An 11519-nucleotide genomic window follows, 5' to 3' on the forward strand; every position below is an offset into this window, starting at 1 on the left:
TTATTTTCCGAATCGATATTAGTCAATGCTACCGTTACGGTTAAATGACGGCAACTTAAAGCCAGGCTCTTTATGCATCCAAATATAAAATGCACGACCTGTTAGGTTCTGTTCAGGAACCATTCCCCAGAAACGACTGTCAGCACTTTGGTCGCGATTATCCCCCATCGCAAAGTACTCACCTTCTTTTACTTTCACTTCCCAATATAAACCATTTTCAGCAGAGTATTTACCATTTTCTACAAAGTTAATATACGGTGCTTGGCGTGCAACATTGACGCCCTCTAACTCACGCATAGTAAAGGTATGCTTGCCAATGGTTTCTTTATGATATATCGAAGTAGGCGTATCTAAACGGTCTTTTTCACGGCTAAATTCAACAGGAACTTTAGCAACTTTTTGACCATTAATGGTTAATTGGCCATGATCAAAAACAATGTGATCGCCAGGAATACCAACTACACGTTTGATATAGCTGATCGTCGGTTGCGGTGGATAACGGAAGACAATCACATCACCACGCTCAGGCTCACCCACATCAATCACTTTTTTATTCACAATCGGTAGGCGCACACCATAGTCAAACTTATTGACCAAGATGAAGTCACCAGTTTCTAAAGTCGGCACCATCGAGTCGGAAGGAATATTAAAAGGTTCATAAAAGAATGAACGTAAGCATAGAACAATTGCAAGGACTGGCCAGAAATCATAAGCCCACGTAATGACAAAATTTTCATTTCCCTTGCCTTTCGTCGCTCGTTGTTTAAATACAAACTTATCGAGCAACCACACCAAAAAGAAAATCAGTGTGACAGGAACAAGTATCAAATTAAAATCAAAATCCATGGGCTTATATTCCTACCTTTTTATCTTTCTACTTTCAACACAGCCAAGAACGCTTCTTGTGGGATTTCTACACTTCCCACTTGCTTCATACGTTTCTTACCTTCTTTTTGCTTCGATAGCAGTTTCTTCTTACGAGAAACGTCACCACCATAACATTTCGCCAATACGTTTTTACGCATTGCCTTTACGGTTGAACGAGCAATAATTTGTGCGCCAATGGCCGCTTGAATTGCCACATCAAACATTTGACGTGGAATCAAATCTTTCATTTTTTCAACCAATGCAATACCACGATGACGCGCATCTTGACGGTGACAAATCATTGCCAAGGCGTCCACTTTATCGCCATTGATTAGAACATCGACTTTTACCAATGATGAACTTTCAAAACGTACAAAGTTATAATCGAGCGACGCAAAACCACGTGAACACGACTTCAATTTATCAAAGAAGTCCATCACCACTTCCGCCATTGGAATTTCAAAGGTAATTGAAACTTGGTTCGCCATAAACTTCATGTCTTTTTGAACACCACGGCGTTCCACACACAAAGTCATGACATTCCCCAAATACTCTTGCGGTACAAGGATATGGCACTCAGCAATCGGCTCACGTAAGTCTTCGACTGTTGAACCATCTGGCATTTTAGATGGGCTATCGATATAAATCGTTTGACCATTCTTCATTACCGCTTCATAAATCACGGTCGGTGCAGATGAAATGAGGTCTAAATCATACTCACGCTCTAAACGCTCTTGCACGATTTCCATGTGTAGCATGCCTAAGAAGCCACAACGGAAGCCAAATCCTAAAGCATCTGAGCTTTCAGGTTCAAAGAATAACGCCGAGTCATTGATCTGAAGCTTATGCAAAGCTTCACGGAACGGTTCAAATTCACTTGAATCAATTGGGAACAAACCTGCATAAACCTGCGGCTTCACTTTTTTAAAGCCTGGTAAGGTTTTGACTTCTGGTGTGCTTGCAAGGGTAATCGTATCACCCACTGGTGCACCAAAAATGTCTTTAATCCCTGCAATTACGAAACCAACTTCACCCGCTTCAAGGATGTCTGTCTCAGTATGTTTAGGATTGAAAATACCCACAGAAGTAATAATGTGCGTTTGGCCTGTTGATTTCATCAACATCTTGTCGCCCTTACGCACACGACCTTCTTTCACACGTACCAAAGAAACCACGCCTAAGTAGTTATCAAACCAAGAGTCGATAATTAAAGCTTGTAATGGCGCATTACGATCACCAGTAGGTGCAGGAATGACATTAACAAGGGTTTCTAAAACGCTATCAATCCCAAGACCTGTTTTTGCCGAACAGGTTGGCGCTTCAGTTGCTTCAATACCAATAATGTCTTCAATTTCTTGAATCACACGTTCAGGTTCAGCCTGTGGTAAATCAATTTTATTCAATACAGGAAGGACTTCGAGACCTTGCTCAATTGCGGTATAACAGTTCGCAACTGACTGTGCTTCCACGCCTTGTGCTGCATCTACAACCAACAATGCACCTTCACAAGCCGCCAATGAGCGTGACACTTCATATGAAAAGTCGACGTGCCCTGGTGTATCAATAAAGTTCAATTGATACTCTTGGCCATTTGGATGGGTGTAATACAAAGTAACCGACGCAGCTTTAATGGTAATACCACGCTCACGTTCAAGTTCCATGGAGTCAAGTACTTGTGCTTGCATTTCACGATCTTGCAAACCACCACAGGTTTGAATAAAGCGGTCAGCGAGCGTTGACTTCCCGTGGTCAATGTGAGCAATAATACTGAAATTACGGATATTTTTAATATCAACAGATTTTTTAGCTTGCGCCATGGGCTACCTTGAACAAAATGAAGCGTTATGCAGACAAATTTCGATGCACAACAAAAGCCGAATAGAAATTGCGAAGGATTATAACAGATGGTTTTTTTAAAGTATCCATATTAATACGCTTCCTTTTCACAACTCTGACGCTTTTTTACGTGTTTTCGCTTTTCACTGGGCTTTTTGAGTAATCCATTGAAAAATCTAAGGCATTCACATCTTTTGCAAGCGGTTGGTAAGCTTGGGTAAAACTGGGTGACATACGTTTTGCACGGCCGGTTTCAATCTCTACGCAAGCCCACTTGGTTTGAGCAACAAATAAAATGCTATTGTCTTTGGGTCTATAAAACACATATTGGCGTGATGAATATAATGCGTTTATATCGTCAAACCATGTGCGTAAGATTATTTCATCCTCTTTAAATGCAGCTTTTCGGTACTGTACATGATGCTCAACCGCAACCATGGCATGTTTTAACTCGATATATTCTTTTAAGCCTAAACCCAGTGCATCAATATGTGCTGTTGCAACATCCTGCATCCAATGCATATAAACCACGTTATTCACATGGCCTAACTGGTCGATATGTTCTGCTTGTACCTGAAGTCTTAAGTCAAAAATACTACTCATAAACACTCTATTGAATCTAAATATCCTTATGAAGATGGCAGTGTACGCAAATAACAGGCATCATCAAATTGCAAAAAATAAAAAACCACTCCGAAGAGTGGTTTTTTTCGCTTATTGGATGCGCATCCCTAAAATGGCTGGTGTGCCTTGTCGGATGATTCCAACGCGGGCAACCTGACCTTTTTTCAACTCAGATGCCGCTTGGACAAAATCATTGGTGTCTTTTACGACTTTATTATTAATGTGAGTGACCACATCACCAGCCACCATGCCTGACTGTGCTGCTGCGCCGCCACGTTTCACTTCTTGAATTAACACACCACCTTTCACATTAAGCTGTGATAATTCAGCTGGTGCTAAATTTCGGATAGCTATACCTAACACAGGCCCTTTAGTTTGTGTAACTACATCGGATTTTGCAGGTGTGTCATCCGGTGCAGTGGTTAATGTTGCTGATATATTCCGCTTTTTATCATCACGCAGTACTTCAAGCTGTACCGTTTGATTTGGCATGGTACGATTTAAATAGTTCAATAACTCAGAGGTACGTGAGATCGGCGTTCCATTGAATTTTAAAATAATATCGCCTGCTTTTAGTCCCGCTTTCTGCGCAGGTGAATTCGGCTGAACATTGGTAATCAGTGAACCTTCAGGTTTTGGCAAATTATAAGACTCTGCCAAATTTCGATCTAGATCTTGTAGATTAAAGCCTAAATAAGAGCGCGTAACTTTACCTGTTTTCTTAAGTTGGTCAGCAATATCCATTGCGACATCAATTGGAATCGAGAAAGACAGCCCCATATAACCGCCCGTACCACTGAAGATACGCGAGTTCACACCAACTACTTCGCCCTGTTGGTTGAATAACGGACCGCCTGAATTTCCAGGGTTGAGAGCCACATCGGTTTGAATGAAAGGTACCGATGTCTCCCCCATCATATTACGCATTTTCGCACTCACGATTCCCGCTGAAGCCGAATAGTCGAAACCAAACGGTGAACCGATCGCAAGCACAGGTTCGCCTACACGTAGTTGATCAACATTGCCTGCGCGGAGTGATGGAAAATTCGTACCATTCACCTTAAGCAAGGCCACATCAGTTCGTTCATCACTACCTACCACAGTCGCATCCAGTTCACGACGGTCATTAAACATAATCGTGACTTTCGATGCATCTTCTACGACGTGGTGGTTTGTCAGTAAATACCCATCTTTACTAATAAAAAATGCGCTGCCATAAGCCGTTTTTTCTTGCGGCGCTTGCTGCTGCGGAATAATGACTTGATTACCAAAAAAACGCTTCAAAATCTCAGGTATTTGCTGCTGCAGTAACTCTTCTTGAGTCATCTTTTTAACCACATTTACACTAACTACAGCAGGGCTGACTTGCTCAACCAAGTTTGAGAAATCAACAGGTGCTGCTTGTGTTTGCACCGCAGCCATTGTGCATGCAACAGCAAAAAAACCAGTTTGTATCGCGCGACTTTTCATATCAAGTATTGACCTATATGTTTGTTATCAATTTATGTATTAGCGTTTTTAGCATAATCTTTGTCTATCTTGGGTAATAATATGTTCTATTATGTTTGTATAAACAAGTGCTTAAACTTCCTTAAAAAATACGTTCTTTATTTATATTTCCCATCAATTGTAGAGATTTTACCCTTGCCTTTTCGTGAAAAAAGCGCTGTCATTAGCGAACTTTTTCCAAATTAGCTGATGGACATGTCTAATTTAAACACAACGCATCATTTTGATGTGATTATTGTGGGAAGTGGCGGTGCAGGCCTGAGCTTAGCCTTATCGTTGCCTCAACATTTCAATATTGCTGTTCTTGCAAAATCAAACCTGACCGATGCAAGTACCTTCTACGCACAAGGTGGCGTTGCCGCTGTTTTAGATGAAACGGATTCCATCGAACAGCACATTGATGACACCATGATTGCGGGCGCTCACTTGTGTGAGAGCGAAGCCGTAAAGCAAACCGTTGAAGGCGGTAAACCTTCTGTTGATTTTCTACTGAAACACGGCGTGCAGTTTACCCTTGATGATCAAGAACAGTTGCATCTAACACGTGAAGGTGGACATTCTCAACGCCGTATTATTCATGCCGCAGATGCCACAGGTCGTGCCATTTCAACTACCTTAGTTGAACGTGCGATTGAAAAAGATAACATCACCATTTTTGAAAATTATATCGCCATCGATTTAATTACCTCTCAAAAACTGGGCTTAGAAGAACAAAATCGTGCATTAGGCTTGTATGCACTCGACGAAAAGACTGAAAAAGTCCATACCTTTTTAGCACCCTTCACCGCGCTGGCGTGTGGCGGTGCCATGAAAGCCTATCTGTATACCTCGAACCCAGACATTGCAACGGGCGATGGTATTGCCATGGCGTTTCGTGCAGGTTGCCGCGTGGCGAATATGGAATTTAACCAATTCCACCCAACCTGTTTATACCACCCGCAAGCACGCTCTTTCCTCATTACTGAAGCAATGCGTGGTGAGGGTGCCTATTTACGTTTACCCGATGGCGAACGCTTTATGTTGCGCTTTGATGAACGTGCAGAACTGGCTCCACGTGACATTGTGGCGCGAGCGATTGACTATGAAATCAAACGCTTAGGTATTCGTCACGTTTGGCTCGACATTAGCCATAAGCCCGAAAGTTTCATTAAAGAACATTTCCCAACCTTATACGCACGCTTACTTGAACTCGGCATCGATATTACCAAGGAAATGATTCCTGTTGTTCCTGCTGCGCACTATACCTGTGGCGGTGTGGTGGTTGATGAACACAGTCAAACTGACATTGCAGGTCTCTATGCGATTGGGGAAACCTCGTACACAGGTTTGCATGGCGCTAACCGTATGGCCAGTAACTCACTGTTAGAGTGTTTTGTGTATGGCATGAGTGCAGCAGAGCACATCGAAAAAAGTTTTGATTCTAATTATCAATCCCCAACTGCTCCGTCTTGGGATGACTCGCAAGTGATGAATCCTGATGAAGATGTGGTGATTTTGCAAAACTGGGATGAACTCCGTCAAACCATGTGGAACTACGTCGGCATTGTGCGTACTACGAAACGTCTTGAACGTGCGCTACACCGCATTGAAATGTTGAAGCGAGAAATTACCGAGTATTACCAAGATTACCAAGTCAGCAAAAATCTGATTGAACTGCGCAATTTGGTTTTAGTCTCTGAAATGATCGTGCGTTGTGCTATGGAGCGTAAAGAATCGCGCGGTCTACACTACACTTTAGATTACCCTGAACTGTCGAATGAACTGCGTAAAACCGTACTCACCCCTTTAAATTTTAAAGTTGAAACCCCTTTAGTGAATAACTAATTAAAAAAAGCCTGATTCGTCAGGCTTTTTTTATTCAGTCATTTTTTAGGATTTAGGTGGAATAGAATAAGTTCCCACCACATGTGCAATGGGTTCATCCTTACCCACTGAATACAACCACACATCCCCAACCACCAATGCTTTGCCAACTTTCATTAATTTACATTCACCGCGGATATTTGTAGAGGCTGCGGGTTTACTTAGAAAATTGACCGATAAATTGGTGGTCACGGTTAAACCGACCAGCCCAATCTCCCCTAAAATAGCGATATACAATGCATAGTCTGCAAGAGTCATCATGGTTGGGCCTGAAACCGTTCCACCCGGTCGCAAATCGCGCTCATCCACCTGATACACAACTGTTGCTGCGCGCTCAGTGACAGACTCGATACGACATTTTTCTAAACTTTGCGGAAATTCCTTTTCTAAAAAAGCTACAATCTCAGTTAAGTTACTTTTCATTTTTCCTTCAACATACAGTCCTTTGTCACTGACTATAAAAGAAAAATGCATTTCACTACAGTCTGAAATAACATTTCAGGCTTATTTTTAGTTTAAATATTGCAACGCTTGTGCAAAAACCTGCTCGGGTGACTGTGTTGCATCCAAGCGTTTGACCCGCTCAGGATATTGTTCCCATAACTGCTGATAACCTGCTCTGACTTTTTCAAAGAAAGTGACTTTTTCTTGTTCAAAACGATCCAAAGCCCCCCGTTCCCGCGCACGAGACATGCCTGTCTCAATCGGGGCATCGAGCCAAAATGTAATATTTGGCATATGGCTGACAAAGTTTTCATTCAGCAGTTGCAGCTTCGACTGGCTTAAACCACGTCCTGCACATTGGTAAGCAAAGCTGGCATCGGTAAAACGGTCACACAACACGGTTTTATGTTTCGTTAAAGCAGGCACGATCACTTGTTCTAAGTGCTGTGCACGAGCCGCGTACATCAGCAGCAGTTCGGTATCATTCGACATCGACTCTTCATGATTGACTGACAATAATAGCGAGCGAATTTGCTCAGCCATCGGTGTACCACCTGGCTCACGCGTTAAAACAACCTGCTGACCTTGTTGTTCTAGATGCTCATAAATTTTGCGAATCAGTGTGGTTTTACCGACACCTTCTGTGCCCTCAAAACTAATAAACATCTATTCATCCTTCTTGGTTTTTAAAACGCTGAGATATTCTTTTACAGCTTGGTTGTGCTGCTCTAAAGTCTCACTAAATGTGTGTCCACCATTGCCCGTTGCAACAAAGTAGATGTTTTTACTGTTATCTGGGTGCATGGTAGCTTCAATGGCTTTTTTACTTGGTAAAGCAATTGGCGTAGGGGGTAAACCATTGATGGTATAAGTATTATAGGCTGTTGGGGTCCGCAAGTCTTGACGGGTAATGTTGCCTGTGTATTTATCGCCCATACCATAGATCACCGTTGGGTCCGTTTGCAAACGCATGCCGAGTTGAAGACGACGCGCAAACACACCCGAAACTTGCTCCAGTTCGCGGTCAACATTGGTTTCTTTTTCAATGATAGAGGCCATGATCAGGGCTTCGTATTTGTCTTTATACGGCAAATTTGCCGCACGGTTTGCCCACGCTTCATCTAAAGCTTTCATTTGGCGTTTGTATAAATCCGTTAAGATTTTTTTGTCTGACTCCCCTTTGGCGAAGAAGTAAGTATCGGGGGCAAAAAGCCCTTCAGCATGCGTATAAGGAATATCTAAGGCTTTTAAAAGCTGATCCATGGGTAAATTGGAGACTTCCTTTTTAACCAATGCATCCTTTTTCAATGCCTCGATCAGCTGTTTAAAGGTCGTCCCTTCAATCACCAATATACGATTCATCTCGGCATTATCAACATTGGAAATCATATCCAAAACTTGGCGAATACTCATACCTTCACGCACTTCATAAACACCGGCTTTCAACGTGTCATGAATAAATATTTTTTGATAAAGCTTTAAAATAATGGGAAAACTAGCCATGTCTTCTTTGGCTAAGCGGTCAATAAAACCGGAATAGGTATCGCCAGAGTTAATTGCCAATAACTGTTTTTTACCCTCGACAGGATAAGATTTAAACAAACTCGACCACAGTACAATCATCAATAAAACAATGATGCTCACAGCAATCAATAACAACCCTTTCACTTTGCGTTGGGGTGGTTGCGTTTTCTTTTTCGATTTGGTTTTGGCTGCGGACATACTACTGCATCTGATTAAGTTGAAGACGATGGAACAAATCTATACACGGCTGAACATCTAAATACTGATGATTCAGACTTTTGGCTATTTTCATAGGACTCAAGGCATTGCAGAAAAATAAACTTTGAAAGCGTGGAATTTCTTCCATATCAATCATTCTCAGCTCACAGCTCATTCCTTGTTGCTGCATCCGTGCCAATATTTCGGCACGCATGACACCATGCACGCCATTATAACGAAGTTCGGGACTAATCCATCGATCATTTAGCAGAATGAAACAATTACTGCTCACACCTTCAACGACAGAACCTTGCACATCTGTGACCAACGCTTCCAACCAACCGTGTTGTTCTGCTTCATGCTTGAGTAAGACTTGCTCTAAACGGTTTAAGCTTTTCACACCCACCATTTGCGGCATACTTAACCCCATCGCATATTGCAGTACCCCTGAATCAATTTCGCTGTATGTCAAAGCCTCTGATGCTTGCGGATAGAAAAACACCCAAACGTCAGCAGGATGTGTGGGCAAACTATAACCGCGCTGCCCTTCACCCCGACTAATAATAATTTTCAGAGTGCCATTTAAGTGTGCATGGGTTTGTTTTAATTGCACTATGCTGTGCTGAATAAAGGCTAAATCTGCTGATAACAGTAGTCTTTCACAGGCCAATTTCAAGCGTGCTATGTGTAGAGGCTCTAGTTCGATCACACCATCACGAATACGCGCTGTACTAAAACAACCATCTCCATAGTGAAATGCACGATCTAATAATTCTATTTGTTTGATTTCCTGTGCATTTTTATAGCAATGCATGCCAATCTACCCTGAAACAATTTTCTGCTTTAGTTTAATGAATTCTAAGCTGAACTCTTTTTCTTTTTTATTCATATAAAATTCATTTTTTATTATTTTTTTAGCAATAAGACTCACAGTATTCTTGCCTCATGTTTAAAAACGTTTAAAATTTGAGGTCTCACATGAGCTTATCTAAGTTAAAAATTGGGGTACTAGCGGCGCTAGTTTCAGTCACATCTTTTGGTGTTGCAGCAAAAGATTTCCTTAACGTGTCGTATGATCCAACACGCGAACTCTATGAAGACGTCAACAAACAGTTTGGCGCTTATTGGAAACAACGCACAGGGCAAGACATTAACTTCAAACAGTCTCACGGCGGCTCGGGTAAACAAGCTCGTTCGGTAATTGACGGTCTAGGTGCAGATGTGGTGACACTTGCACTTGCAGCAGATATCGATGTGATTGCTGAAAAAGCAAAACTTTTACCGACCAACTGGCAAAAGAAATTACCCAATAACTCGACACCATATACTTCGACTATTGTATTCCTCGTCCGTAAAGGTAATCCACAAGGCATTAAAGACTGGGGCGACCTCGTGAAGCCGGGTGTTGGCATTATTACACCAAATCCAAAAACCTCAGGTGGTGCACGCTGGAACTACTTAGCCGCTTGGGCTTGGGCGAAACATCAACCTGCGGGTAACGATGCCAAAGCACAAGAATTCGTGCGTAAAATTTATAAAAATACCAAAGTGCTGGATTCAGGTGCACGTGGTGCAACCACAACTTTTGCTGAACGCGGTATCGGTGATGTTCTCTTAGCATGGGAAAATGAAGCACACTTAGCAATTCGTGAACAACCGGGTAAATTTGAGATCGTGACGCCTTCGCTATCTATTTTGGCAGAACCACCCGTTGCCATTGTTGAAAAGAATGCGGAAAAAGACGGCAATCTGAATCTGGCGAAAGCATATCTCAACTATTTGTATTCACCTGCTGGACAGGAAATTGCGGCGAAAAACTTCTATCGCCCACGTAATGCAACTGTCTTGAAAAAATATGCAACCACATTCAAACCGTTGAAGTTGGTGACCATTGATAAAGAATTTGGCGGTTGGACTAAGGTACAAAAACAGCACTTTGAAAATGGTGGTGTATTTGACCAAATTGTGAAAGCCAATACGACGAAATAAAACCGAGTCCAGTAAATAGCTGTAAGGGAGCATCGACATGATTCATACTGTAATTGTACCGGGCGTGGGTGGAAGTGAACATGACCACTGGCAATCGTGGTTACAACGTCAGCTCAAGTCATGCTCTCGTGTACAGCAGCAGGATTGGAATAAACCCGTACTCCATGAGTGGATTGAGCAATTTGTCAAAACAGTTCAATCCATTCAGGAACCGATTCAAATTGTGGCACATAGCTTTGGTTGTTTAACGACAGTCGCTGCTTTAGCACAGCATCCTGAGCTAAATCAAAAAATCAAAAATTTAGTTCTGGTTGCACCAGCTAACCCTGCTCGCTTTGGTGATGCTGGTTTTGCTCGTGAGAGCCAAAATGACTATCAGCAATATTTCCACCAACTCAAGCTGCAGGTTCCCACCCAAATGATCATCAGTGAAAATGATCCTTGGCTTAATTTTCAAGATGCGCTGCAACTGGCAAAAGCATGGAAAATTAGGCCTAAGAACTTGGGGCAAGTCGGACATATTAATGTTGCGTCAGGTTTTGGGCCATTCCCTGAAATTTATGATTTTTTGATTTCAGAAAATGTGCTAAAAAACATTAGTTTTTACAATGAAAGCAAGTATTTATTTAAATTTGCAATTTAAACGCTGCAAATGATACTTGTGC

At 42.0% G+C, this 11519-nt stretch carries 11 protein-coding genes; 3 read left to right on the forward strand and 8 right to left on the reverse strand.

Annotated elements, in window-relative coordinates; all coding sequences use genetic code 11:
• Positions 1-18: 18 nt before the first annotated feature.
• The 4 genes from lepB to PTT44_RS09450 form a co-directional block, all read right to left on the reverse strand.
• Positions 19-846 carry a signal peptidase I gene (gene lepB / locus PTT44_RS09435; protein ID WP_004693669.1) on the reverse strand — a complete coding sequence of 276 codons (828 nt, stop codon included), beginning with the start codon at positions 844-846 and terminating at the stop codon, positions 19-21.
• A gap of 20 nt (positions 847-866) precedes the next feature.
• Entirely contained in the window at positions 867-2684 is a 1818-nt protein-coding gene (gene lepA, locus PTT44_RS09440; protein ID WP_168159046.1) for a translation elongation factor 4, read from the reverse strand.
• A 145-nt stretch (positions 2685-2829) separates the two neighbouring features.
• Positions 2830-3306 (reverse strand): acyl-CoA thioesterase, encoded by a 477-nt coding sequence (locus PTT44_RS09445; protein ID WP_010326440.1) that lies wholly within the window; start codon positions 3304-3306, stop codon positions 2830-2832.
• 111 nt (positions 3307-3417) lie between these two features.
• Positions 3418-4797 carry a Do family serine endopeptidase gene (locus PTT44_RS09450; RefSeq protein ID WP_168159047.1) on the reverse strand — a complete coding sequence of 460 codons (1380 nt, stop codon included), beginning with the start codon at positions 4795-4797 and terminating at the stop codon, positions 3418-3420.
• 228 nt (positions 4798-5025) lie between these two features.
• On the opposite strand from PTT44_RS09450, the gene nadB reads away from it, so the two are divergent.
• Positions 5026-6660, forward strand: coding sequence for an L-aspartate oxidase (gene nadB, locus PTT44_RS09455; protein WP_168159048.1), 1635 nt, complete (start codon positions 5026-5028; stop codon positions 6658-6660).
• Positions 6661-6705: 45 nt separating this feature from the next.
• On the opposite strand, the gene PTT44_RS09460 is transcribed toward nadB, so the two are convergent.
• The 4 genes from PTT44_RS09460 to pabC form a co-directional block, all read right to left on the reverse strand.
• On the reverse strand, positions 6706-7122 hold the full coding sequence (locus PTT44_RS09460) for a PaaI family thioesterase (protein ID WP_010326437.1): 417 nt from the start codon (positions 7120-7122) through the stop codon (positions 6706-6708).
• Between the two features lie 87 nt (positions 7123-7209).
• The gene (gene tmk / locus PTT44_RS09465; RefSeq protein WP_125280455.1) at positions 7210-7809 is read right to left on the reverse strand and encodes a dTMP kinase; all 600 of its coding nucleotides are present in this window, start codon (positions 7807-7809) and stop codon (positions 7210-7212) included.
• Entirely contained in the window at positions 7810-8865 is a 1056-nt protein-coding gene (gene mltG, locus PTT44_RS09470; protein ID WP_004693810.1) for an endolytic transglycosylase MltG, read from the reverse strand. It lies immediately after the preceding gene.
• 1 nt (position 8866) lies between these two features.
• Positions 8867-9679 carry an aminodeoxychorismate lyase gene (gene pabC / locus PTT44_RS09475; RefSeq protein WP_168159049.1) on the reverse strand — a complete coding sequence of 271 codons (813 nt, stop codon included), beginning with the start codon at positions 9677-9679 and terminating at the stop codon, positions 8867-8869.
• Between the two features lie 164 nt (positions 9680-9843).
• On the opposite strand from pabC, the gene PTT44_RS09480 reads away from it, so the two are divergent.
• Both PTT44_RS09480 and PTT44_RS09485 read left to right on the forward strand, forming a co-directional pair.
• On the forward strand, positions 9844-10854 hold the full coding sequence (locus tag PTT44_RS09480; protein WP_168159050.1) for a sulfate ABC transporter substrate-binding protein: 1011 nt from the start codon (positions 9844-9846) through the stop codon (positions 10852-10854).
• A 37-nt stretch (positions 10855-10891) separates the two neighbouring features.
• The gene (locus PTT44_RS09485; RefSeq protein WP_078389712.1) at positions 10892-11497 is read left to right on the forward strand and encodes an RBBP9/YdeN family alpha/beta hydrolase; all 606 of its coding nucleotides are present in this window, start codon (positions 10892-10894) and stop codon (positions 11495-11497) included.
• The last annotated feature ends 22 nt before the right edge of the window (positions 11498-11519 follow it).

Source organism: Acinetobacter sp. Gutcm_16, assembly GCF_028649355.1.
Classification (GTDB): Bacteria; Pseudomonadota; Gammaproteobacteria; order Pseudomonadales; family Moraxellaceae; genus Acinetobacter; species Acinetobacter johnsonii.

What these genes read in the sequence shown, in the direction of transcription:
- nadB (WP_168159048.1), top strand. Translation starts at nt 5,026, where the DNA reads ATGGACATGTCTAATTTAAACACAACGCATCATTTTGATGTGATTATT.
- PTT44_RS09485 (WP_078389712.1), top strand. Translation starts at nt 10,892, where the DNA reads ATGATTCATACTGTAATTGTACCGGGCGTGGGTGGAAGTGAACATGAC.
- PTT44_RS09460 (WP_010326437.1), bottom strand. Translation starts at nt 7,122, where the DNA reads ATGAAAAGTAACTTAACTGAGATTGTAGCTTTTTTAGAAAAGGAATTT.
- pabC (WP_168159049.1), bottom strand. Translation starts at nt 9,679, where the DNA reads ATGCATTGCTATAAAAATGCACAGGAAATCAAACAAATAGAATTATTA.
- PTT44_RS09450 (WP_168159047.1), bottom strand. Translation starts at nt 4,797, where the DNA reads ATGAAAAGTCGCGCGATACAAACTGGTTTTTTTGCTGTTGCATGCACA.
- PTT44_RS09480 (WP_168159050.1), top strand. Translation starts at nt 9,844, where the DNA reads ATGAGCTTATCTAAGTTAAAAATTGGGGTACTAGCGGCGCTAGTTTCA.
- lepB (WP_004693669.1), bottom strand. Translation starts at nt 846, where the DNA reads ATGGATTTTGATTTTAATTTGATACTTGTTCCTGTCACACTGATTTTC.
- mltG (WP_004693810.1), bottom strand. Translation starts at nt 8,865, where the DNA reads ATGTCCGCAGCCAAAACCAAATCGAAAAAGAAAACGCAACCACCCCAA.
- PTT44_RS09445 (WP_010326440.1), bottom strand. Translation starts at nt 3,306, where the DNA reads ATGAGTAGTATTTTTGACTTAAGACTTCAGGTACAAGCAGAACATATC.
- lepA (WP_168159046.1), bottom strand. Translation starts at nt 2,684, where the DNA reads ATGGCGCAAGCTAAAAAATCTGTTGATATTAAAAATATCCGTAATTTC.
- tmk (WP_125280455.1), bottom strand. Translation starts at nt 7,809, where the DNA reads ATGTTTATTAGTTTTGAGGGCACAGAAGGTGTCGGTAAAACCACACTG.